We start from the raw sequence: 22,837 nt of genomic DNA on the forward strand, positions 1-22,837 counted from the left end.
GGCGTCCCTCGGGGTCCCCGGAAGGCCTCCCTCCTGAAAAGGTCTCCTAGAGTTGGCGCTCGTGCTTTACGGCAGAGCTGCGGAAGTCAGCGCCCTCGAAGAAGTGATGGCGCGCGCTCGCGACGGCCGCGGCGGCGCGGTGGTGTTGCGGGGCGAGGCAGGCGAGGGCAAGACCGCCCTGCTGGACGCGGCGATCGGACAAGGCGACGAGGCGCGCATGCCCGAAGAGGCGCACGCGCCCGACGAGGCGCGCATGCCCGGTCCGGTGCGCGACCGCGGCGCGATGCGCGTCCTGCGGGCCACCGGCATCGAACCCGAGTCCGACCTCGCCTTCGCGGCGCTGCACCAAGTGCTGCGACCGGTGACCGGCTCGCTCGGAGCGCTGCCCGAACCCCAGCGTGACGCTGTCCGCGCGGCCCTGGGGCTTTCCGCCGACCAGTCCGGCGACCGGTATCTGCTCGGCGCCGGTGTCCTCTCGCTGTTGGCCGAAGCCGCCGCACCGGACGGACTGGTCTGCGTCGTTGACGACTTCCAATGGGTCGACAGGGCCTCGGCCGACGCACTGCTGTTCGCCGCCAGACGGTTGGAGACGGAACGCGTCGCGATGCTGTTCGCCGTGCGCGGCGACGCTCCGGTCAAGGGTGTACCGCTGACGGTGGACGTACGCGGCCTGCCCGAGCAGGCGGCGGCCGAGATGCTGGGCTCCCGCCACGGTGTGCCGCCCGGGGTGGCACGGGAACTCACCGCGCTGACCCACGCCAATCCCCTCGCTCTGGACGAGATCGCCGCACGGCTGACGCCGGCACAGCGCGCCGGACGCGAACCGCTGCCCGACCCGCTCCCCGGGGGCGCCCGGCTCTTCGGCGACCAGGTGGCCGCGCTTTCCGCCCCCGCTCGGCTGCTCGCGCTGGTCGCCGCTGTCGAGGCTGATCTGGACCTGGTCCTGCGCGCCGCCGACCGGCTGTCCGCCGAGCGTACCGAAGGGCCCGGTCAGCACACCGCCGACGAGGTTGCCGGTCGGAGCGCGGGGGACCGGGACGGGCGTGTGGCGCTGGCCGAGCTGGAGGAGTCCGGGCTGGCCGAACTCCGTGGTGCGCGTGTGCACTTCCGCCACCCCCTCGTCCGGTCGGCGGTGCACGAGGCCGCCGGGTCAGCGGACGTCCGGCGGGTGCACGCCGTACTGGCGGAGCTGACCGGGGGCGACCGCCGCGCCTGGCACCTGGCCGGAGCCGCCCTGGGCCAGGACGAGCGGGTCGCCGCCGAGCTGGTGGCCGCCGCTGAGCGGGCGCGCGACCGCGGAGGCTACGGTACCGCCGCCACCGCCCTCGCCAGAGCGGCCGAGCTGACCCCGGCGCCGTACGCCCGTGCCGTCCGCCTGAAGGACGCCGCCGTCGCGGCTTGGCTCGGCGGCCGCCCGGGTCAGGCCGAATCGCTGCTGGCCGACGCCCGCGACCAGGCCGGTGCCGACGCCGGTCTCGCCCTGGAGATCGCCCAGCTCCGGGGCCGGTTCGAGCTGAACTCGGGGAACGCCGCCGAGGCCGTGCGGATCCTCGCGGCGGGCGACAGCCTGGACATGCTGGCCGACGCCGTCGAGGCTGCCTCGTACGTCGGTGACACGGCTGCCGTCGTCGAGCTCGGACAGAGGGCGGCAGCGCACCCCGAGGGGTTCTTGCGGGACGCGGTGGCCGGGATCGGTCTGACGCTGAACGGCGACGCTGCCGGGCCGGGTCTCCTTCGGCGGGCGCTGGCGCGGGCCGGTGAACTGACGGACGCGGCGGAGTATCTGTGGGCGGCGGCCGCGGCCGGCCAGCTGGGCGAGCCGGACCTGGCGAACGATATGGCCGACCGTGCCGGACGGGTCGCCAGAGTGTCGGGGATGACGGGGCAGCTGCCAGTGGTGCTGGAGTTCGTGGCGACGGCCGATCGCCTCGCCGGGCGGTTGGCGAGCAGCCAGGCCGTATCCGAGGAGGGCCTGGAGCTGGCCCGCGAGGCCGGATACACGAACACGGTGGCGGCGCACCTGGCCAACCTGGCGGTGCTGGCGGCGCTGCGCGGCGAGGAGGAGAGCTGCGAACGGCAGGCCCGCGAGGCGCTCGCCATCGCCGTACCCCATCGGGTGGGTTTGCGGGTGGGTGTCGCCGCGTACGCGCCGGCGCTGCTCGACCTGTGCCTGGGGCGCTACGCGGCGGCGCACGACCGCTTCACGGCCATCGCCGGAGCGGGGCCGGGCGCCGGGCATCCCATCGTGGTGTGGCGGACAGCGCCGGACCGGGTCGAGGCCGCCGTGGGAACGGGCGACGAGGAGGGCGCGTGGACGGCGCTGGAGGTGTACGAGCGAGGGGCCGCGCACGCCGCGACGCCCGAGTCACGTGCCCTGCTGGCACGCTGCCGGGGACTGGCCGCGTCGTCCGACGACTCCCTGCGCGAGGCATTGGAGCTGCACACCAACCCGTTCGAGGCGGCCAGGACGGCTCTGTTGCTGGGGGAGCGCCTGCGCCTCGCTCAGCGGCCGGGAGAGGCGCGGGCGCAGCTGCGGACGGCGTGGGAGACGTTCGAACGGGCGGGTGCGCGGCCGTGGGCGAGACGCGCCCGGAGCGAGCTGCGCGCAGCGGGCGAGAGCGGACAGCCCTCGCCCTCGTCCGCACTCGACGCGCTGACGCCACAGGAACTGCGCATCGCGGGACTGGTCGCCGACGGATTGTCGAGCAAGCAGATCGCAGCTCAGCTCTTCCTGAGCCCGCGCACGGTCGAGTACCACCTGTACAAGATCTACCCGAAGCTGGGCATCGGCTCCCGTACGGAACTGGCGCGACTGGTAGTTCCGCCGAACCGGTAGTTCCGCCGAACCAGTAGTTCTACGGATGGCATCCGTAGCGGGGGAGGACATGCTCTGAGACATGCATGAGACGAAGAACATCTGGAGTGAAGAGTTCGGCGCCACCACGGACGCGCCGATCCTGTTGATCATGGGCTCGATGTCGCAGGGCGTCCTGTGGCCGGAGGAGTTCATCGGCCGCCTCGTCGCCGGAGGCCGCCGCGTGATCCGGTACGACCACCGTGACACCGGCATGTCGGACACTGTCGACTTCGCGGAGTCCCCGTACACCTGGGACGACATCAAGGACGACGTGTACCGGGTGCTGGACGCCCATGGTCTGCGGAGCGCCCACCTGGTCTGCCACTCGGCGGGCGGACTGCTCGGCCAGTACATCGCGGTGGAGCAGCCGGAACGGGTGCGCTCGCTGACCGTCATCGGCTCCTCGCCACTCGGCGGCGGCGAAGGGCAGGTGATCATGCGGGCCCTGATGGGGCAGCCGCAGCCCAAGGGGAGCCTGCCCGAGCCCGAGCCGGAGTTCGTGGACTTCTACCGCGCGCTGATAGCCGCACCACAGCCGGAGGGCCGGCGCGCGCGGATCGACAGCATGATCGCCGAGCAGCGGGTACTGCACGGCACCGGGCTGCCGTTCGACGAGGACGCGGCGCGCCGGCTCCAGGAGAGGATCTACGACCGGGCCCGCGACCTGTCGGCGGTGGCCAACCACCGGCTGGCCGCAGCGGCGAAACCGGACTTCGAGCCGGTGGGCGTCCTGCACCAGGTCAAAGCCCCCACGCTGGTCATCGAGGGCACCCACGAACCGGCCAAGCCGGGCCACGGCGCGCTCATCGCCGAGCAGATCCCGGGAGCGCGGCTGACGACCGTGACGGGCATGGGACACACGCTGCCGCCCGAGGTGCACGAGGAACTGGCCTTTGCCGTCCTCGCGCATACGGCGGAATGACGCCCGCGTGGACGACGCCGCGCCCACAAGCACCCCGGCGCGGGTGAGGGCCCTGCGGGATTGCAGGGTCCTCACCCGCCGGGGAGGGGAGGGAGTCTCAGGCGTCCCGCGGGCCTTGTTCCGCGAGGATCTCGCGGACCCGCGCTGTCGGCAGCGTCGCCCGCAGCGCCAGCCAGATCACCAGCGCGCTGAGGACGAGCGTGGCCACGGCCCCGGCCCCGAGGCCGAGTACGCCGAGGTTGCCGGCGCCCTCCGCCTTCTTCGGATAGTCGCCGAGGTAGCTGATGAGGGCCAGACCGGCGAACCAGACCAGCACCCACCAGCCGTGCTGGAAGTCGAGCGCGGGCATCTCACGCTTGGAGGTGGCGTGGTGCACGGCCATCAGGATGTAGCCGAGCACGATGGCGACGAACAGCTTCCAGTTGGTGTCCCAACCGGTCCAGTAGACGATCAGATTGGTGGACCACAGGGCGATGAACGCCACCGGGGGACCCAGCTTGCCGAGGGTGAACGGCCGGGGCTGCTCGGGCAGCTGCTTGCGCATGGCCAGCAGCACCAGCGGGCCGCAACCGAACGACAGCACGGTGCTGTTGGTGACGAACTCCACCAGCTGGCTCCAGCCGGGGAACGGCAGGAAGAAGAAGCAGCCGACGGCGAACGCCAGTATGAGGCTGACCCACGGCACGCCCGTCGCGTTGACCTTCGACAGCCCGGCGGGTGCGTTGCCGTTGCGGCCCATGGCGTAGGAAATGCGGGCAGTGACCCCGGCGTAGATCAGGCCGGTGTCACCGGGGGAGATGATGGCGTCCGCGTAGAGCAGACCGGCCAGCCAGGCGGCGCCGAGGATGCCCGCGATGGCGGCGAGCGGACCGAAGGTGGCCAGGACGTCGCCGTGCGAGCTGAAGTGGGCGCCGACCGCCTGCCACCCCTCTGCCTTGATGGCGCTGGTGGGTACGGCACCGACGAAGGCGATCTGCAGCAGGACGTAGATGATGCCGCACAGCACCACCGAGCCGATCATGGTCAGTGGGACGTTCCGCTTCGGGTTGTCGGTCTCGCCGGCGAGCTCGACACCCTGGCGGAACCCGAAGAAGGAGAACGCGATACCGGCGCTGGCCACCGCGGAGAAGACGCCCTGGGCGCCGTAGGGGGCGAAACCGCCGCCGCCGCCGCCCATGCTGAAATGATCGGTGTTGAAGCTCAGTGCGAAGAAGACCACGATCACCAGCACGATGATCGCGAGCTTCCACCACACAAGTATGTTGTTTATTCGGGCGAACCAGCGGACGCCGAAGAAGTTGACGACCACGAAGACCGCCATCAGCAGGACGGAGACGCCTGTCCCGGCAGGGGTGAGGACTGCTTCCTTGTTCTCGTCCAGCCGCTGAAGCCACGACAGCCAGTTCGTGGAGTACTGCACCACCGCGAGCACCTCGACCGGCGCCACAGCGGCCGCGGCGATCCAGGTGACCCAGCCCATCGAGAAGCTCGTGAAAGACCCGAACGAGTAATGCGGGTACCGGGCCACGCCACCCGAGTGCGGGAACATGGTGCCCAACTCGGAATAGGTCATGCCTATGAATATGAACATCACGGCGCCTATGGCCCAGGACAATATGGCCGCCGGCCCCGCCATTTGAGCGGCGTCCAGAGCGCCGAAGAGCCACCCGGACCCGATGATCGAGCCGACTGCCGTGAAGAGGAGGCCGATCATGCCGAAATCACGTCTGAGACGGCTGTCGTCTCCCGCTTGCACTGAAGCGTCCGGAACCTGATTGTCGACGGCCATCCGGTAACCTCCTCCTATTGCTCAGATGTCCTGATTTGCGGGCCGGGGCCGGGTTGCTGAACGAGAACCAGGCATGGCGCCGACGTGGGCGCGCCTCCTTCCGGGCTCGTCCAGTAGAAGCGATGAATGAGCCCGAAGAGATCCAAGAGTCCGTAAAGAAACGTGAAATTAAGACCATCTGCTCTGCGGGAGCCGCTCGCGATGTGGAACGCGTCGGCCGGGCAGCCCTCGCGCAGTCTGTAACCCGGCAATCCACGCTCAATGCAGCTCAATGGGATGCGTGCCACTCGACTTATTCGGGCGCATCGAGGGGTGGCTTCTCGGCGAACTGTGCAGCGTCATTGGCGGCGTTCGCCGAGTTGCCCGCACCCGTGGCATCTCCTATGAAACGGCCTCACAGGGCTCCGCCGCCGCCTCCAAATGCGGCTCGGAAGTTCACGGCGCCTTTCGACACGGCCTCTTGGCAGTGCGCGGACCCCGTCTGAGTGGCGCACGGGATGCTTCGAGAGTGCGTCGACTGAGCCGCGAGGGCCGAACTGGCGGACGCCGCCACCACCACAGCGGCGCAGAAAAGGGCCTTTCCAAACATCCCGGACCTCCGAAGTGCTCTGCGATGCGTTGCCCTCACGGGCCTGGGCGGAAGCCTTGTCCGCAGCAGCAGCCAATCCTGTGCCACCACGCCGGGATTGCTCCCTATGAGTTCCACAACCCACTTCAGGCACTCGGTCGGCCCGCATGAATTGGGGTGACCGCCACTTACTCACGTCCCAGCAGCGGCAGGTCCGGGTTGCCGCGCAGCACGTTCAATACGGCCCGTACCGCCGCACGCGGTGGGGAGCCACGGCGGATCGCGGCCGTGATCGTACGAGTCACTGGGGTCGCCAGCTCCCTGGTGGCGACGCGGTACCGGCGGCGGTCGACGGCCAGCCCGGGCAGCAGCGCGATCGACAGCCCGGCCTCGACGTGCTGCAAGGTCATCATGGAGTTGCTGAAGCGGCACACCACCCGCGGCTCGAACCTCGCCTGCCGACACAGGCGCAGCGCGAGGTTGGCCATGTAGGACTGCGGCATGTCGAACGCCCACGGCTCGTCCGCGTACGCCGCCAGGTCCGCCGGGCCCCGTCCGGCCGCGGACTGCCCGGGCGGGACGACCAGCAGGATCGGATCCGTTGCCAGCGGTACGAGATCGAGATCGGGGCCCAGCGGCAGCTCGTCGAAGTCGGTGGTCGTGATGATGATGTCCGCGTCACCGCCGCGCAGCGCGGGCATGCTCTCGTGCGGCTCCAGTTGCAGAAGCTCCACCTCGAGGTGCGGGTACTCGTTCGCCAGCCGGGTCACCGCCGGTACGGCCATGGTGTGGATCGCGCTCTGGAACGCCCCCAGCCGCACCAGCCCGGCCGGCTCCTCGCCGAACCCCCGCAGCTCTGCCTCGACGCTGTCCATGTGATCGAGGATCGCCCGGGCACGCCGCGCGAGGATCAGCCCGGCCGAGGTCAGCCGTACGCGGCGGCCGGTGCGCTCCAGCAGCTGGGTGCGCGTCTCGGTCTCCAGTACGGCGAGCTGCTGGGACACGCTCGACGGGCTCATGCTGGCGGCCTGGGCGACGGCTCGGACGGTGCCCAGCGTGTCCAGCTGACTCAGCAGCCGCAGCCTCCACGGGTTCATCACGGAGCTCATTGTTGTGCGGTTCTGCCGAACAGGGAAGCCGGAATCGTGAGATGGACGCGTCGCTCGGGCGCCGCCTACCGTCGGGACATGGCTGCTTCGACCACCCCGCCGTCCACCGCGGCCTTCTGGGCCGACGCCGAGAGGCACCTCGTGCGCTACGGCGGCGCATTCACCCGCGAGATCATCGACCGCGCCGAGGGGAGCTTCCTGTTCACCGCTGACGGCCGTAAGCTCCTCGACTTCACGTCCGGCCAGATGAGCGCGATCCTCGGCCACTCGCACCCGGAGATCGTCGCCACGGTCCAGCGGCAGGTCGCCACGCTCGACCACCTCTTCAGCGGCATGCTCAGCCGCCCGGTGGTCGACCTCGCCCGCCGGCTCGCCGACACCTTGCCTGCGCCGCTGGAGAAGGCGCTGCTGCTGACGACCGGAGCGGAGTCGAACGAGGCCGCCCTCCGGATGGCCAAGCTCGTCACGGGCAAGCACGAGATCGTGTCGTTCGCACGGTCCTGGCACGGCATGACGCAGGCCGCGGCCTCCGCCACCTACAGCGCGGGCCGCAAGGGATACGGTCCCGGCGCGCCCGGCAACTTCGCCCTCCCCGTACCGAACACCTACCGGCCCGACTTCACGACGGCGGAGGGCACGCTGGACTGGCAGCGCCAGCTCGACTTCGGCTTCGACCTGATCGACGCCCAGTCGACCGGAAGCCTGGCGGCGTGCCTCGTCGAACCGATCCTCAGCTCGGGCGGCATCGTCGAGCCGCCGCCCGGCTATTTCGCCGCCCTTCTGGAGAAGTGCCGGGAACGCGGCATGCTGCTGATCCTCGACGAGGCGCAGACCGGCCTGTGCCGTACCGGGACCTGGTACGCGTTCGAACGCGACGGCGTGGTCCCCGACATCCTCACCCTCTCCAAGACCCTCGGTGCGGGCCTGCCCCTCGCGGCTGTGATCACCAGCGCCGAGATCGAGCAGGAGGCGTACGAGCGAGGGTTCCTGTTCTTCACCACGCACGTCGCGGACCCGCTGGTGGCCGCGGTCGGCAACACCGTCCTCGACGTCCTGACCGACGAGAAGCTGGACGAGCGGGCCCGATCGCTCGGCGCATTCCTCCACGCAGGCCTGACGGACATCGCCGAGCGTCACCAGGTGGTGGGCGACGTCCGGGGCCGAGGTCTGCTGGCCGGACTCGAATTCGTCACCGGCCCCGAGGCCCGGGGGAGCTCCAGCGAACTGGGCGCCCGGGTCACCCGGCGCTGCCTGGAACTCGGGCTGCACATGAACATCGTCCAGCTCCCCGGCATGGGCGGAACCCTGCGCATCGCTCCGCCGCTCACCTCCACCGAGGAGGAACTGTCCCTCGGCCTGACCATCCTCGACCAGGCCATCAACGACACCAGCGCCACGCCCTGAGCCCACCGCTGCGGCGGCGCATCCCCCGCGATGCGTCAGACGTGGTCCCGCGGGATGGTCCACGCCCAGTTGCGGGAGCGTACCCGGTGGTTGTCCTCGTAGGCGTCAATGGTGGCGTGCAGATAGAAGTTCGAGGCGTCGGACGTCAGGATGGTGCGGGTCTTGGTGTGCACGTCCCAGCCGTCGCGGGCGAAGCCCATGACCCACTCGATGTCGCCGCGTACGGATCCGAAGTCGTCTCCGGTCCAGCTGTAGCGCTCGTACGCGCGGCGGGTCACCGTCAGGTCGATGTCCTCCATGTGGACGACGCCGAGATCCTTGACGACTTCCAGCGCCGACCGGTAGTCGACCAGGTCACGCGAGACCGTCCAGCGGTGCTCACCCGGCCTGATCACCGTGCTCGACAGGGGCGGTGTGCCTTCGGGTTCTTCGAACAGCGGTGTCGGCAGCTCGTCGGGCTCGTCCAGCGAGCGGATGGGCAGCTCCAGCTCGCTCTCGGACGGATGCACGGTCAGCCGCACCGGCCGAGGTGGCGGCCAGGCCAGCGGCCAGTACGAGGTCGACAGGGCGATCCGGATCCGGTGGCCCGCCGGGAACGCCTGCGCCACACCGTTGAGCTGGACGCCCACGCGGTAGCGCTCACCCGGTTCGAGGGCCTCGGGCTCGGCGTGCCCGTTCCGGTGGGTGAGGTTGAGCAGCCCGTACGTCGCCCGCGTCGCCCTTCCGTCCGGTGCGACGTCCGAGAGCCGCACCGCGACCATCGCCACCGGGCGGTCGACTTCCAGCGTCGCGTACAGGACCGGCCCGCCGAGTATCTCCAGGCGCTCGGCCAGCGGCTCGCTCTCGAAGACCAGCGAACCGCCGTCCTCCTCACGCTGGTCGTAGGGCAGATCGGGAGGCGCGTTGTAGGAGCACCACTTTCCGGCGAACTGGCCCACCGACAGCGGCGACTCCACGCTCAGCGGCGGCGATTCGAGCGGCTCGCCGGGCCGGCCGATCCGGTGGTCGCCCAGTGGATAACGGATCCGCTGCACGTGCGGAGAGAGCCACTTGGGTTCCCCGACCCAGCGCCCGGGACGCTCGTCGTAGGAGGTGGACGGCGGCACGCTCTCCTGCATCCAGGTGCACAGCATCGGCCCGTCCATGATGCCGTTCTCCTCGTCCTTGAGCCAGTGGTCCCACCAGCGCACGAGTTCCTGCAGGAAGCCGATGGCGGGGCCGGGCACGCCGAGGTGCGGGTACTTGTGCGACCACGGTCCGATCAGACCCCTGCGGGGGACCGTGAGCCGCTCCATCAGCCGGAAGACGGCGTTGGAGTAGCCGTCGGCCCAGCCGCTGACGGCGAGTACCGGGCAGGCGATGTCGGAGTAGTCCTCGCAGACGGAGCCGTGCTGCCAGTAGGCGTCGCGCCGCTGGTGGTCCAGCCACTCGGCCAGCCACGGGTTCATCCCGTCGAGCCGCTCGTACCACATCTCGCGCCACTGGGAGCCGACCACCTGGGGGTCGGGCGGGCACGAGGTGTAGGCGAACATGGTCGAGGCCCAGGAGAGGTTGTCGCTGAGCAGGCAGCCGCCCATGTAGTGGACGTCGTCGGCGTAGCGGTCGTCGCTGTAGCTGAGCGCGGCGACCGCACCGAGTCCCGGAGGGCGGCGTGCGGCGAGTTGGAGGGCGTTGAAGCCGCCCCAGGAGATGCCCATCATTCCGGTGCGGCCGTTGCACCAGGGCTGCTTGGCCATCCAGGCGAGGATGTCCTCGCCGTCCCTGAACTCCTGTTCGAGGTACTCGTCGGTGAGCAGGCCCTCCGAGTCGCCGCTGCCCCGCAGATCCGCTCGTACGCAGGCGTAACCGTGTCCGGCGATGTAGGGGTGGTTGATCGAGTCCCGCAGGGCGGTCAGGTCGCGCTTGCGGTAGGGGATGAACTCCAGGATCCCCGGGACCGGTTCGGTGTCGGAGGAGAGGGGTCGCCAGATGCGCGCGGCCAGCCGGGTACCGTCACGGGCCGTGATCCAGACGTGCTCCTCCTCCTTGATGGCGTGGGGCGAGGAGCTGACCTGCTTCAATCCCGCAGCCCGCATGCGGCTCTCCTACTCGTCGAATTCGAACGGCAGCAGTTCCAGGCAGCGCCGGTACTTCTCTTCGAGCTCGGTGTCGTCGTCGGCCCCCAGGTAGAGGGCGGCCAGCTCGTAGCTGTAGCTGTCCTGCGAGTGCAGCTCGGACAGCCGCTGGCCCTCCTTCGGGACGATGTCGACGATCGTGTCGGGCATCTCGCGCCGCACCCGGGCGATCTCGTCCTGGCTCGGACACCGTCGCACCCGCGCGTCGGAGAACCGCCGCAGGAACCACTTCGCGGCGACTCTGTAGTGGCCCTGGCGGAACGGCAGCAGAGGCTCGTTGCCCAGCGCGAGACTGACCATGCACTCGTGGTTGGGCAGTCCGTCGACGTACTCGAAGAGGGGTGCGTGCGACTGGGACAGTCTCGGGTTGACCTCGACGATGTTGATCCGGTCCCGCTTCTGGTCCCAGAAGTACTCGATGTTGAACGTCGAATTGTTCAGGCCGATCTGCCGTACGACCCGGCCGGCGATGTCGATCAGCCGCTCGATGACCTGGGCCGGTGCCGACGACGGGTACTGGTACCGCAGAAAGCTCGACGCGCCGGGATACAGCATGGAGTCGATCACTCCGTAGACGTGGACCCTGCCGTTCCGGGAGTAGCCCTCCACCGTGATCTCGTGGCCGCAGATCTCCTCCTCGGCCAGGCACGCCTGGCCGCCTGCCTTCTCCACCTCGGGCGGGAGGTCCAGCATCGACAGCACTGAGTCGAACGCCTCCCCGACCCGGCTGATGCCCTCCCTGATCCGCCCTGCAGCGACGGTGAACTGTTCGAGATCCGCCGCTTTGAACGCCAGTTCGGAGGAATAGGACTTCACCGGTTTGAGCCACATCGGGAAGTTCACCTCCGGCGGTGGCTTCGGGTCGTCGAGATCCACCAGACCGAACGGCGGGTGCGCGTCGCAGACCTTCTGCTGCTCCAGCCGGCTCCAGAACTTGTCCTCGCACTTGACGACCGCATCCAGCGAAGCGGACGGCAGGCCGTGCCGCGCGCACAGCATCGGCACCATCGAGCTCACCGGGAAGTCCCAGTAGCCGACGATCGCGTCGATCGACCCCTCGAAGGCGTCCAGCCTGCTCTCCGCCTTCTCCAGCAGCCCGCGCAGCGGCACTGGCGCGCCGTGCATCAGCTCCTCCCGCCCCAGCAGCGCATGAAACCGACACCCCGCAAGCTGCGGGATGTCATTCAGGAGCTCACGATTCCGCTCGTCGAGCCCCAGTACGAAGACATTCTTCGCATCGCCGCCCAAAGCAGACATATGTGGGATATTACGCCCGCCGCGTCGCCCTTGCACGGCCGTCGCAGCCGGGCATGAGCGACGTAGGGAGGGCGTGCAGGGGGTGCGGGGGCCGCCGCTTTGCTACCGCCGCGTAGCCCGTTGCTCGTAGTGGGGCGGGGAGCGGGCTGCCGAGCGCAGTGCTACCGGGGCGTCAACACGCGGAACTCGTTGCCGTCGGGGTCGGTCATCGGTATCCCGTCGGCCACGGCCTGGGGTGTGTCGGCTCGTGTTGCTCCGAGGGAGATCAGACGGTCGATCTCCGAGTCCTGATCGCCGTTGGCGGGGGGAGCGATGTCGAAGTGCAGCCGGTTCTTGCCGGGCTTCGGCATCAGGGGTGGGCCGCCCCAGGTGATTTTCGGGCCGCCGTGCGGGGAGCGGATCGCGGTCTCCTGGTTCTGGTCCCAGACCAGCGGCCACCCCAGGGCTTCGCTCCAGAAGTACCCGACTTCCTGCGAGCCGTCGCAGGCCAGCGCTCCGATGAAGCCGCAGTCGGAGAGGAACCGGTTGCCCGGCTCGATGACGCAGAACTCGTTGCCGTCGGGATCGGCCAGGACCACGTGGCCTTCCTCCGGGCTCTGCCCGATGTCGATGTGCTGTGCGCCGAGGTCCAGCGCCTTGGCCACCGTCTGCCGCTGGTCGTCCAGGGAGGTGCTCGTGAGATCGAAGTGCATCCGGTTCTGGCCGGTCTTCGGCTCCTCGGACGGAAGGCAACGGATGCGGAAACCGGTGTCATCGCAGGGCAAGAGCGTGACACCGTCCCTCGGATCGTCGGCCGTCTCCCAGTCCAGGAGCCCGGACCAGAACCGGGCCAGGCGCAGCGGCCGGCTCGTACCGAAACAGACCGCGAACAGTTGAGAAGTCATCCCCCGTGCAGCTCCGATCCGCTGACCGACCGACTGTTGGCGCCAGGGCGCCTCCTGAGCCCGCCCCGGCGCAGCGAAGCTTAAGGGCCGGGCGAGGCCGACCGCAGCCGGATTTCAGCAGAGCGGGCAGAGGGTGAGCCCTCCGCGGCCGCCCGCCTCGTCCAACGCGAGGCGCGCGGTCAAGCGTGCGGGACAACGGCCACCGGAGGCATGGCGTGGTGCAAGGCCGCATGGGTGACGGGCCCCAGCCGTGTCCCCAGCATCGGACGTCGCACACGACGGCCCACCACCAGCAGCGACGCGTCTTCGGACCACTCGATCAAGCTCCGCGCCGCGCTCCCCGGCCCGGCCCGCTCCTCCAGGGCCACCCGGGGAAACTTCTCGCGCCACGGCCGCAGAGCTGTCGCGAGCACATGGTGCTCCCGTTGCCCGATCTCGTTCTGCTCCTGTCGATCGAGCATTCGCGGGTCGTAGGTGAAGACAGGCGGCAGCTTCCACACGTGGACCGCGCGCAGGCTCACCCCGTGCAGCGCCGCGGTCTCGAAAGCGAACTGCAGAACCGTCTGACTCGGCTGCCGTAGATCGACCCCCACGACCACCGGCCCTCCGGACGGCCGCTCCGGCGGTTCCAGGTCCTGACGCACCTCCTCGTCCGCGTAGGCGGCCCGCACCAGGACGACCGGCCCCTGGGCCCGCGCTGTGACTTCCTGCCCGACGGAGCCCAGCAGGAACCCGCTCGTCCGGCTGAGGGCCCGGGAGCCGAGTACCAGGAGGGGTGACTCGTCCGTCAGGTCGACCAGCACGTCGGCGGCCACGCCGGGCAAGCTGAGCCGTTCGACCTCGAGATCCGGATGGTGCTCCGCCACTCGCTGCGCTGCCCGCTTCGGTACGTGTTCGATCCAGTCGTACTCCTTCTCCGGATCCATGCCGAACCGGTGGGGGTGCCAGCGCCAGACGTGGACGAGCCGGAGAGGCAGGCCCTGCCTTTCCGCCTCCTGTGCAGCCCAGTCGACGGCTGCCTGGCTCGCCGCCGAGCCGTCGAAACCCACGGTGATAGTGCCCGTCACGCGCCTCAGCCTCCGTCTCGCCGGTCCGGCCTGTCTCGCTCCGCCTCGCTCTGCCCCTCCTCAGAAGTGAACCCGCTGACGGTGTCACCTGCACGATTTCCGGGGCGGGCGGCGGACGGGCGGGCGGCGGACGGGCGGGGCCGGGCCGGGGCGAGTGAAAGCGGGGCGGCGGGGCGCGGCGACCGCACCCGCGGTGGCCGGCAGAAGCCATCAGTGCTCCCCTGGGAGGAGGCGGCCGGGGCGGCCGAGAGAAGCCGACCCCAGGTGGGTACGGGAAGCTACGGGAAGCAGGGAGACAGGGCCCGGGTGAACACGGTGGTGGTCGGGGTCGACGGCTCCGACGAGAGCTTGAACGCCGTCCGATGGGCGGCGGCGGAGGCGGCCTGGCGCGGCGTCGCCCTCCGTATCGTGACGGCAGTGGGCCGAAGACACGTGCCTGACTTCCCCGCCGCTGAGACCGGCGGAGAAGGTCCAGGGCCTCACCAAACCCTCCGAGCAGCCGCCCAGGCCGCACGGGAGGTCTCCGCGCGACTCGACGTACACGAGGAGGCGCTCGGCGACGGCCCGGTACGGGCGTTGCTGGGTGCGGCCGACGGGGCGCCCGTACTCGCTCTCGGCTCCCGCGCGCTAGGCCCGGTGGCGGGGTTCTTCCTCGGCTCCGTCGGACTGTCGGTCATCGCCCACGCCACCATGCCGGTCGTCGCGGTGCGGCATCCCGATGCCAGGAGCCGGAGCACCACAGCTCCAGTGATCGTCGGAGTGGATCCGAAGCAGTCCCACGGCCCTCTTCTCGACTTCGCCTTCGAGACCGCTGACCGTCGCGGAGCGGTGCTCCGGGCCGCGCACGCGTGGAGTGTGCGGGCGCTGTACTCGTATCCGTCCGCGTTGCCGGACCCGGCTGTCGTGATACGCGCCGGGGACCGGGCCGAGGCGGAGCTGGACCGAACTCTGATGCCTTGGCGGCGCCGCTTTCCGCACGTCGAAGTCGAAGCCGAGCTGGCGATGGGCCCCGGCGCCCCGTTCCTCGTCGAGAGCAGCAAGGAAGCGAGCCTGCTCGTGGTGGGCCGCCGCCTGCGGGGTCACCCGTTCCCCACCCGTATCGGCCCGGTCACCCATGCGGCGCTGCACCATGCCGCCTGTCCGGTTGCCGTCGTCCCGTACGAATAGCAATCGTCAGGCCACCGTCGGGCCATCGTCAGGCGGCCGACGGCGTCCCGGCTCGGTCGATGATCTCGATTGCTGCAAGTCCCCCTTCCGCCCTGTCCCGCAGGCCGGTCACGTGGGTCATCCGGTGACCTGGCGGTCCCTCGACCGGGTCGCGCTGGCCCGCTGGACGTCGCGTTCGGCGATGCTCAGCAGCTGCTGGGCGAGATCGCGCATGGCTCTGCCCGCTGCAAGCTCGTCACCGATCTCCGGCACGTTCATGTCCGCAGGGTGGCAGTGCGCCGCTCCGCGGCCGGTGAGCGCCGTGGTTCCGTTGTCCAGCACTACGTGTGCCTGCGTCTCTCCCTGGTCGTCCTCGAAGAGGTCGAGACGAACGTTCCACTCCATGGTGTGTGTCATGACTCTCTCCTCGCCTGGCTACGGACCGCTGGGGGCGCGGCCTGTTCTGGAGCCGAGCCGCGCAAGGGCGCGAGGCGGATGCGCACGGGGAGTTCTGTGACCCATGAGCCACCCCCAGCAGTTCGCTGGTCCGTTCCCCCGCCACTTCCATTGTCGGACGGCAGCGTGCGCACGTCGATCGCGGACAGACGTGGGAGCGGCGGGCTGGTCATCTTCCGTAAGGGCGGACGGTCGGCTCGCCTTCGTCGACAACAAGCCGCAACGATCCTTGTCCGGACCGCTGACGCCCAAGGGCGGGGTCAGTACCGTGCGGCGTATGGCGGGAATGGTCGAACGGCTTCTGGACCGGTTCGAGAGATTCCTCTGATCCCGGCCCGTACGCGACCCGGGTGCCGGCTACCGGAACCATCACGCCCGGGCTTCCGCAGCTGGAGGCCGTGCGCAGAGCTGCTGCCGTTCTGCCGTTCAGGAGCGCCGCGGCAGAGCGGAGCGCGCTCGGGGAGAAGATCACGCTCACGCACTCCGCAACCCACACGCTTAAGGTTCTTCGGAGGCACGGGCCGGAGGCGCCGTTGCCGCGGGGCGACGGCGAGACGGTGCGACCAGGCGCGACGATTCAGCACCACGGAAGAAGAGGACCGGATGAGCGAGGACGAGCGGCGCGAGCGCTATGCCATGGCGCTGTACAGGACGCTGGGGTACAGCGCCGAACGGCACCCCTGGGCGGGGCTGGCGCCGGCCCGACGCGAGGTCTGGTACGTCCGCGCCGACGCTGCCATGGCCGTGGCGGACAGTGAGATCGCCGAAGCGCTGCGCGCTGCCGGGTGAGCATGGTGTGACCTGCTGGAGGTTGGCACGCGGAGCGAAGCTCCGACGCACGTCGGCCACACCGCGTTCCCCTGCGACGTTCACCAACTGCGGCGTGAACGCGCCGAGGACGTTCGCCAGGCCCGTGACGTTCAGATCGATCTACCGCTGCCCTTCCACTGGCCCGGCCAGGCGCTCGACCGAAGGGTTTCCCGCAGACGCCCGGGCGCGGGCCCCGTTTCCAGTGGGCCCCGGGGCGGTACCCGTGTGCTGAGCTTTCTCGCCACGCGTCGCAAGCAACCCATTGCCATCAGTAAGGAGGTCGACTCTGTCCGCGCCGTTGGAGGACTACGGACTGATCGGGGACACCTACACGGCCGGTCTCGTCAGCCGGGACGGTTCGCTGGACTGGCTGTGCCTGCCACGGTTCGACTCGGGGGCCTGTTTCGCGCGGCTGCTGGGTGAGGCACGGCACGGTTACTGGTCGTTGGCGCCGCGCGGGGACGGATGGTCGGTGGCGCGGCGTTACCGCCCTGACAGCCTTGTGCTGGAGACGACGTTCCACCAGGCCGGGGACGAGGTACGGGTGCTCGACTGCATGCCTGTCCGCAATGACCGACCCGATGTGACCCGCCGAGTCGAGGGGGTGAGCGGGCGGGTGCCGATGCGTATGACCTTCGTGCCCCGCTTCGACTACGGCAGCATCGTTCCGTGGTTCCGGCCGGACGGCAGGCGGCTGCACGCGGTGGCCGGGCCGGACCACCTCACGCTGGACTGCGACTTCCACCTCGACGTGACGGAGGACGGCCGGGCCGTCACGGACTTCCACATCGGTCCGGGGGAGGGAGCGGAGTTCCATCTGGGCTGGACCTCCCGCGAGTTCGGCAGCCCGCCTCGGCCCGGCCCAGAGGTCGTCTCGGCCACCGAGCGGTGGTGGCAGGAGTGGGCCGGACGCTGCCGTTACCGTGGCCGGTACCGGGAAGCGGTGGTGCGCTCGCTGATCACCTTGAAGGCGCTCACCTACGCGCCCACCGGTGGCATCATCGCCGCACCCACCACCTCGCTGCCGGAACGTCTCGGCGGCGTCCGCAACTGGGACTACCGCCACTGCTGGATCAGAGACGCCACCCTGACCCTTCTGGCCCTGCTCGATTCCGGCTACGACGACGAAGCCCGCGCCTGGCGGGAGTGGCTGCTGCGGGCGGTGGCCGGGGAACCCGAGCAGATGCAGATCCTCTACGGCGTCGACGGCACCCGGCGGCTGCCCGAGCTGGCCCTGGACTGGCTGCCCGGCTACGAGGGCTCCCGGCCGGTACGTATCGGCAACGACGCCGCACGACAGCGCCAGTGGGACGTCTTCGGGGAACTGATGGACGCCCTGCACCAGGCGCGCCACGCGGGTATCCCTCCCGCCGAGGACGCCTGGCAGGTGCAGCGGAAACTGATGGACTTCCTTGAGGGACACTGGCGTGAACCGGACAGCGGAATATGGGAAATGCGCGGACCACAACGGCACTTCACGCACTCGAAAGCAATGGCCTGGGCTGCAGCCGACCGGGCCGTCAAAGCAGTGGAGGACTTCGGCCTCCATGGACCGGCCGACCGGTGGAAGCGCCTGCGCGCGGACATCTTCTCCGAGATCTGCGAGAAGGGGTACGACCCCCGGCGCAACACCTTCACCCAGCACTACGGCTCCAACACGGTGGACGCCGCGTTGTTGACCCTCCCCGGTATCGGCTTTCTGCCCGCTCGCGACAAGCGCATGCTGGGCACCGTCCGCGCCGTTGAGGAAGAGCTCCTGAACGGGGGTTTCGTTCAGCGTTACGCCATGAATCCTCAGACCCCGGGCATCGATGGGCTCCCCGAGGGCGAAGGCGCCTTTCTGGCCTGTACGTTCTGGCTCGCGGACTGCTACATCCAGCAGGGGGACATCGCCAAGGGCCGGGCGGTTTTCGAGAGGCTACTGAGCCTGCGCAACGATCTCGGGTTGCTGTCCGAGGAGTACGACACCCATGCTGAACGATTCGTCGGAAACTTTCCTCAGGCCCTCTCACACATTGCCCTGGTCAACACCGCCACCCATCTCGCCGCCCTAGACGCTTCCCAACCACCTCGCACGGTTCCGGTTCCGGACCCATCGGCGGAGGGCTCGGCGCGGGCCCGATGACCGGTCTGGCCGGATGACCGGTCTGGTCGGCCGGTGCCGGGGCGCAGACGGTCGCTATCGGCAGGCCATGCTGTCGAGAATCCTCCCGAGGATGTGACTGTCGCTGTCGGCCGAACCGGCGGCAGGGGCATGTTCGGTGATTCCGATACCGGCGAGATGGAAGCGTTCGGTCAGCATGCGCAGGGCAGCACACAGCTGGTCGGGGTGCAGGCCACCCGGCTCCGGGCAGGACAGACTGGTGAAGTGCTCCGGGTCCAGCACGTCCAGGTCCACATGGATATAGACGTGGGTGGCCCCCGTACCCGCCACCGCGGAGACGAGTTGGGCCGGTTCCCGGAGAGCCTGGACGGACAGGGCAGGGATTCCCTCGGACTCGGTGAAGGACAGCTCGGCGGGATCGAGGGCGCGAGTGCCCGCGAGGACGATCTGCCGGGTGGAGAGCTGCTCTTCCGGCCTGGGCAGCAGCGCCGTCGGCCCCTCACCGAGCAGGGTGCGCAGCACCATCCCGTGGAAGCCACCCGAGGGAGAGGTCCGGGGGGTGTTGAGGTCCGCGTGGGCGTCGAACCAGACGACGGCCAGACCGTCACCATGTCGGACGGCAGCATGGGCGACAGGCGCGAGTTCGACACCGCAGTCGCCGCCCACGGTGAGCAGCGCGTCATCGCCGCTCCGGCCCAGCGCGGCCCTGACCGCGTCCCGCGCGCTGCTCAGCACGTCGAGGCTGCGTACGCCCTCCTGGTCCCGCCCCGGGCCGAGGCCGATGTCGACCACGGTGCGGCGCGTCGCGGGCAGCATGGCACTCAACCGGTGTGCCCCCTCGACCAGCCGCTGCGGATGGCGCGCGGCCGATCCCTGCCACTGGGGGATCACGAGAGCGGCACGAGACGCCTTGGCGTGGTGGGCCGTGCTCATGGCGTGCGGTCCATGTGGGTGCGGAGGCAGCCGGTCCCGCAACACCGGCCGGATGCATGTACATACGTCATGAGGCATACATTTGCAGCTGGGCTGCGGGCTGTCCACCCGGTTCCGCTCCTGCACGCCGGATTGAGGGGACTTTCCGACGGTGACGCTTCACTGCAACGCGGACTTCAGCGCGGGGACAGCGGTTCCTGAATTCCTGGCGGGGATCTTCCAGCGGAAGTCCGCACCGTCGCCGTCGCGGTAGATGAGCGTGCCACCTCGTTCCGCGGTGGTGATGTCGAAGGCGACGGTGTTGACCCTGTAGGCGTGGGGCTTGACGGTTGGCCCGCCGTCAGTGAACCCAGTGGGAGCGATCTGTTCCGCGCCCTTGCTGTTTCCCGCCTCGACGGTGTGCCCGTCGGGGGTCTTCCAGCGGAATCCGCCCTTGTCGCTGGTGGCCTTCACCGGTGTCTTCGTCCTGTTCGCGGCCTCGACGGCGACGACGGCGAAGAGGTCGTGCTTCGGGGAGTGCGTGCGCGTCTTGTCGACGTAGACAACCGTGTTCGGGGTGAGGTGCGCGGTCCCCTTGCCGTCTGCTCCGGCAGTTCGGGCGCTCTGCCCCAGCTTGGAAGCAGCGCGCGGACTCGGGTGCGGATCGTGTTTCTTGCTGTCGCTGCCAGTACAAGCAGCGAGGTTCACAAAGCAGACTGCTGCGAGCGTGGACGCTCGGAGGACGTAGCGCATGATTCCTCTGGTCGGAGCAGGTGACGTATGTGAAGTCTGCTTCACGCATGCATGTCCGGCGGTCATCGTTGCCCTGTTGTGACCGGCGAGCATTCCACTTGAGGCGCGTCACCACTGTCGGTACACAGAGGCTTTGGCGCCGGTCACCAGGGTTGCCGGCGGGACATCGTCGGCGACGACCGCGCCGGCGGCGACCACGGCGTCACGTCCGATGCTGACCCCGGGCAGGATCGTGGCACCGGCGCCGATCCACACGTTCTCCGCCACGTCGATGGGTGCGCCGGTGAGATACAGCCGCCGCTCCTCGGGGTCGACCGGATGGCCGCCGGTGATGAACGTGGCCTTGGGGCCGATCATCACCCGCTCGCCGAGGCGGATGCCGGCGTAGTCGAGGAACGTGCAGTTCTGGTTGATGAATACACGTTCGGCGAGGTCGAGGTGGAGACCGTGGTCCGTGTAGAAGGGGGGATAGATGGTGACTTTCGGCGGCAGTGGCTTGCCCAGGATCTGTTCGAACAGCGCGACTTTGCCCGCTTCGTCATCGAAGGGCAGGACATTGAGGCGGGAGGTGAGTTCGGTGACTTGCAGAACCCTCTCTGCCATGGCCTGGAACTCGGCACTGTGTATGCGCATAAGGCGGTCGCTGGGCATGGCACGGCTCTTTCTGGAGGACCGGTACTTCTGGCGTTTCCGGTAACCGGGCAGGATCTACTGGGCGTTGGTGCCGGGGCGTGGTGACGTTGCCCAGGACGGGCGCCAGGCCGTCTCAGGGAGGCTTGGCAGGCTTTCGAGGTGCGCGATGATTCCGCGGAGTCCTGGGTGCGGATTCGTCCTGGGAAGGATGAGCGAGAGCGGGTAGGCGAGCGTGGGATTCACGACGGGGATACGGCGCAGGTCGTAGTTGGTCGGCCAGATGTACCGGTCGCGTGCGCCCACGAGGGTGGCCACGTCCGCTGAGTCCGCGAGGGCGTCCAGGAGCACCTCGTCTCCGAAGTGCGGGCCTGCCGCGTCGATGCGGAGGTCGAAATGGGTGGCGAGCTGGTCGTAGAACTCCGCCCATTCGCTTCGGGGTGCGATACCCGGCACCCAGATGCGGTGCTTTCGCAACTGCTGCGGTGTCAGGCTCCGCGCTGAGGCGAGCGGATGTCTGGGGCCGACGAGGAGTTCCAGCGGCGAGTCGAACGCGTGGATCATCTGCAGGTCGGGCGGCAGCGTGGACGGGTCGGTGACGGAGCGGAACGAGGCGTCGACGTCGCCCGCCTCGACAGCGGCGACCGCCACGCGCGGGTCGTTGGCCCTGAGGGTCACCACATCGAGATTGATCTCGGGGTGTGACCGCCAGTAATCGTGCAGGACGACGGCCTGCGCGCATCGCAGACCGAGAACGTCGATCCGAAGAGCCCGGCCCCCCGGCCTGACCGCCGTGATGGCACGTTCGACACCCGCGACGATGCTCCGCGCATGGGGGAGAAACGCCTGCCCGTCGAGCGTCAGCTCGATCCCTCGGACGGTACGTGAGAACAGACGCGCTTCCAGCTCGCGCTCCAGGGCGGCGATCCGCTTGGAGACGGCCTGCTGTGTCACGCCCAGCTCGTCTGCCGCTTGCTGGAACTGTCCGAGCTCGGCTGCCCGGACGAACGATCGCAGTGCCTCGGTGTCCACCGGGTCAGCTTAGGAGCGCCCAACTGAACGTTGTGGCTCGGCGAGGGCTGGTTGTGCGAGTACGCAGCCATTCGGCTTTCGCTGCCCTGGCTCCCCAACCATTGGTTGTCGCCAGGCCGCCGACACCGGCGATTGACATGCAGCCGATTGGCTGCCTATTGTTTATGCAGCCAATCGGCTGCATGTTGGAGGGTGGAGATGGACGAGGTCTTCAAGGCGCTGGCCGACGCCGGCCGCCGGCGGTTGCTGGACAGCCTGAACGCCCGCAACGGCCAGAGCCTGCGCGAGTTGTGCTCCGAACTGGACATGGCCCGGCAGTCGGTCAGCAAGCATCTGGCCCTCCTGGAGGCGGCCAACCTCGTCACCACCGTCCGGCAGGGCAGGGAGAAGCTCCACTACCTCAACGCCGAGCCGATCAACGCCATCGCCGAACGCTGGATCAGCCGCTACGACCGCGAGCGGGTCCACGCGCTCACCGACCTCAAACGCGCACTGGAGGACAGCACCGCCATGGACAGCACCGCATTCGTCTACACGACCTACATCAAGACCACGCCCGAAAAACTCTGGCAGGGCCTGACCGACCCGGCCTTCACCCAGCGTTACTGGGGCCTGCGATTCGCCACTGACTGGAAAACCGGTTCGACCATGACCTGGGAGGAGCGCGGAGCGAAGACGGCCGACCCCGAACAGGTCGTACTCGAATCGGACCCCTACCGCCGGCTCTCCTACACCTGGCACACCTTCACACCCGAGTGGGCAGAAGCCGCCGGAGTGGGCGAGGAGACGCTCGCCGAAATCGCCGCCGAACCCCGGTCGAAAGTCACCTTCGCCATCGAACCCCTCGGCGAGATGGTCAAGCTGACCGTCATCCACGACGGCTTCGAACCCGGCAGCACCGTCCGCGAGATGATCCAGCACGGCTGGCCCGCTCTCCTCTCCGGCCTCAAGACACTGCTGGAGACCGGCGAGACACTTCCGGACCCCGAGCCCGCCGGCCAGAACAGCTGACTGCCCTGCTCC

Annotated in this window: 18 protein-coding genes; 7 read left to right on the forward strand and 11 right to left on the reverse strand. The window is 69.3% G+C overall.

Annotated elements, in window-relative coordinates; translation table 11 throughout:
• Window positions 1-61: 61 nt before the first annotated feature.
• Window positions 62-2,836 (forward strand): LuxR family transcriptional regulator, encoded by a 2,775-nt coding sequence (locus HC362_RS31735; RefSeq protein WP_243087797.1) that lies wholly within the window; start codon window positions 62-64, stop codon window positions 2,834-2,836.
• Window positions 2,837-2,897: 61 nt separating this feature from the next.
• Entirely contained in the window at window positions 2,898-3,779 is an 882-nt protein-coding gene (locus HC362_RS31740; protein WP_243087798.1) for an alpha/beta hydrolase, read from the forward strand.
• Between the two features lie 97 nt (window positions 3,780-3,876).
• Here the strand turns inward: HC362_RS31740 and HC362_RS31745 are convergent, their stop codons facing one another.
• Window positions 3,877-5,568, reverse strand: a complete 1,692-nt coding sequence (locus HC362_RS31745) for an APC family permease (protein ID WP_243087799.1) — start codon at window positions 5,566-5,568, stop codon at window positions 3,877-3,879.
• A gap of 756 nt (window positions 5,569-6,324) precedes the next feature.
• The gene (locus HC362_RS31750) at window positions 6,325-7,233 is read right to left on the reverse strand and encodes a LysR substrate-binding domain-containing protein (protein WP_243087800.1); all 909 of its coding nucleotides are present in this window, start codon (window positions 7,231-7,233) and stop codon (window positions 6,325-6,327) included.
• A gap of 90 nt (window positions 7,234-7,323) precedes the next feature.
• On the opposite strand from HC362_RS31750, the gene HC362_RS31755 reads away from it, so the two are divergent.
• Window positions 7,324-8,649, forward strand: coding sequence for an aspartate aminotransferase family protein (locus HC362_RS31755; protein WP_243087801.1), 1,326 nt, complete (start codon window positions 7,324-7,326; stop codon window positions 8,647-8,649).
• Between the two features lie 35 nt (window positions 8,650-8,684).
• On the opposite strand, the gene HC362_RS31760 is transcribed toward HC362_RS31755, so the two are convergent.
• The 4 genes from HC362_RS31760 to HC362_RS31775 form a co-directional block, all read right to left on the reverse strand.
• Window positions 8,685-10,709: a CocE/NonD family hydrolase gene (locus tag HC362_RS31760; RefSeq protein ID WP_243088901.1), complete on the reverse strand. Its 2,025-nt coding sequence runs from the start codon at window positions 10,707-10,709 to the stop codon at window positions 8,685-8,687.
• A 24-nt stretch (window positions 10,710-10,733) separates the two neighbouring features.
• Window positions 10,734-11,888, reverse strand: coding sequence for an ATP-grasp domain-containing protein (locus HC362_RS31765; RefSeq protein ID WP_243087802.1), 1,155 nt, complete (start codon window positions 11,886-11,888; stop codon window positions 10,734-10,736).
• A gap of 293 nt (window positions 11,889-12,181) precedes the next feature.
• Window positions 12,182-12,904: a VOC family protein gene (locus tag HC362_RS31770; protein WP_243087803.1), complete on the reverse strand. Its 723-nt coding sequence runs from the start codon at window positions 12,902-12,904 to the stop codon at window positions 12,182-12,184.
• 179 nt (window positions 12,905-13,083) lie between these two features.
• Window positions 13,084-13,971, reverse strand: coding sequence for a universal stress protein (locus HC362_RS31775; RefSeq protein ID WP_243087804.1), 888 nt, complete (start codon window positions 13,969-13,971; stop codon window positions 13,084-13,086).
• Window positions 13,972-14,277: 306 nt separating this feature from the next.
• On the opposite strand from HC362_RS31775, the gene HC362_RS31780 reads away from it, so the two are divergent.
• Window positions 14,278-15,138 carry a universal stress protein gene (locus tag HC362_RS31780; RefSeq protein WP_243087805.1) on the forward strand — a complete coding sequence of 287 codons (861 nt, stop codon included), beginning with the start codon at window positions 14,278-14,280 and terminating at the stop codon, window positions 15,136-15,138.
• 117 nt (window positions 15,139-15,255) lie between these two features.
• Here the strand turns inward: HC362_RS31780 and HC362_RS31785 are convergent, their stop codons facing one another.
• Window positions 15,256-15,534: a DUF1876 domain-containing protein gene (locus HC362_RS31785; RefSeq protein WP_243087806.1), complete on the reverse strand. Its 279-nt coding sequence runs from the start codon at window positions 15,532-15,534 to the stop codon at window positions 15,256-15,258.
• Between the two features lie 642 nt (window positions 15,535-16,176).
• On the opposite strand from HC362_RS31785, the gene HC362_RS31790 reads away from it, so the two are divergent.
• Together HC362_RS31790 and HC362_RS31795 are read left to right on the forward strand one after the other, a co-directional pair.
• Complete coding sequence (locus HC362_RS31790; protein ID WP_243087807.1) at window positions 16,177-16,362, forward strand: hypothetical protein; 186 nt, start codon at window positions 16,177-16,179, stop codon at window positions 16,360-16,362.
• Between the two features lie 307 nt (window positions 16,363-16,669).
• A complete protein-coding gene (locus HC362_RS31795; protein ID WP_243088902.1) occupies window positions 16,670-18,508 on the forward strand; it encodes a glycoside hydrolase family 15 protein in 1,839 nt (612 codons plus the stop codon).
• 54 nt (window positions 18,509-18,562) lie between these two features.
• Here the strand turns inward: HC362_RS31795 and HC362_RS31800 are convergent, their stop codons facing one another.
• The 4 genes from HC362_RS31800 to HC362_RS31815 all read right to left on the reverse strand — a co-directional run bounded on the left by HC362_RS31800 (window position 18,563) and on the right by HC362_RS31815 (window position 21,814).
• Window positions 18,563-19,420 carry an arginase family protein gene (locus tag HC362_RS31800; RefSeq protein ID WP_243087808.1) on the reverse strand — a complete coding sequence of 286 codons (858 nt, stop codon included), beginning with the start codon at window positions 19,418-19,420 and terminating at the stop codon, window positions 18,563-18,565.
• A gap of 159 nt (window positions 19,421-19,579) precedes the next feature.
• Window positions 19,580-20,152 (reverse strand): hypothetical protein, encoded by a 573-nt coding sequence (locus tag HC362_RS31805; RefSeq protein ID WP_243087809.1) that lies wholly within the window; start codon window positions 20,150-20,152, stop codon window positions 19,580-19,582.
• Between the two features lie 108 nt (window positions 20,153-20,260).
• The gene (locus tag HC362_RS31810) at window positions 20,261-20,803 is read right to left on the reverse strand and encodes a DapH/DapD/GlmU-related protein (protein WP_243087810.1); all 543 of its coding nucleotides are present in this window, start codon (window positions 20,801-20,803) and stop codon (window positions 20,261-20,263) included.
• A gap of 57 nt (window positions 20,804-20,860) precedes the next feature.
• Entirely contained in the window at window positions 20,861-21,814 is a 954-nt protein-coding gene (locus HC362_RS31815; protein ID WP_243087811.1) for a LysR family transcriptional regulator, read from the reverse strand.
• Between the two features lie 198 nt (window positions 21,815-22,012).
• On the opposite strand from HC362_RS31815, the gene HC362_RS31820 reads away from it, so the two are divergent.
• Complete coding sequence (locus HC362_RS31820; RefSeq protein WP_243087812.1) at window positions 22,013-22,825, forward strand: metalloregulator ArsR/SmtB family transcription factor; 813 nt, start codon at window positions 22,013-22,015, stop codon at window positions 22,823-22,825.
• The last annotated feature ends 12 nt before the right edge of the window (window positions 22,826-22,837 follow it).

It is taken from the genome of Streptomyces sp. 891-h (assembly GCF_022760275.1).
In the GTDB taxonomy this organism is placed as follows: Bacteria; Actinomycetota; Actinomycetes; order Streptomycetales; family Streptomycetaceae; genus Streptomyces; species Streptomyces spirodelae.

Coding starts and splice junctions, on each gene's coding strand:
- HC362_RS31750 (WP_243087800.1), bottom strand. CDS start 7,233: ATGAACCCGTGGAGGCTGCGGCTGCTGAGTCAGCTGGACACGCTGGGC.
- HC362_RS31790 (WP_243087807.1), top strand. CDS start 16,177: ATGAGCGAGGACGAGCGGCGCGAGCGCTATGCCATGGCGCTGTACAGG.
- HC362_RS31740 (WP_243087798.1), top strand. CDS start 2,898: ATGCATGAGACGAAGAACATCTGGAGTGAAGAGTTCGGCGCCACCACG.
- HC362_RS31785 (WP_243087806.1), bottom strand. CDS start 15,534: ATGACACACACCATGGAGTGGAACGTTCGTCTCGACCTCTTCGAGGAC.
- HC362_RS31755 (WP_243087801.1), top strand. CDS start 7,324: ATGGCTGCTTCGACCACCCCGCCGTCCACCGCGGCCTTCTGGGCCGAC.
- HC362_RS31805 (WP_243087809.1), bottom strand. CDS start 20,152: ATGCGCTACGTCCTCCGAGCGTCCACGCTCGCAGCAGTCTGCTTTGTG.
- HC362_RS31820 (WP_243087812.1), top strand. CDS start 22,013: ATGGACGAGGTCTTCAAGGCGCTGGCCGACGCCGGCCGCCGGCGGTTG.
- HC362_RS31770 (WP_243087803.1), bottom strand. CDS start 12,904: ATGACTTCTCAACTGTTCGCGGTCTGTTTCGGTACGAGCCGGCCGCTG.
- HC362_RS31800 (WP_243087808.1), bottom strand. CDS start 19,420: ATGAGCACGGCCCACCACGCCAAGGCGTCTCGTGCCGCTCTCGTGATC.
- HC362_RS31765 (WP_243087802.1), bottom strand. CDS start 11,888: ATGCACGGCGCGCCAGTGCCGCTGCGCGGGCTGCTGGAGAAGGCGGAG.
- HC362_RS31810 (WP_243087810.1), bottom strand. CDS start 20,803: ATGCCCAGCGACCGCCTTATGCGCATACACAGTGCCGAGTTCCAGGCC.
- HC362_RS31745 (WP_243087799.1), bottom strand. CDS start 5,568: ATGGCCGTCGACAATCAGGTTCCGGACGCTTCAGTGCAAGCGGGAGAC.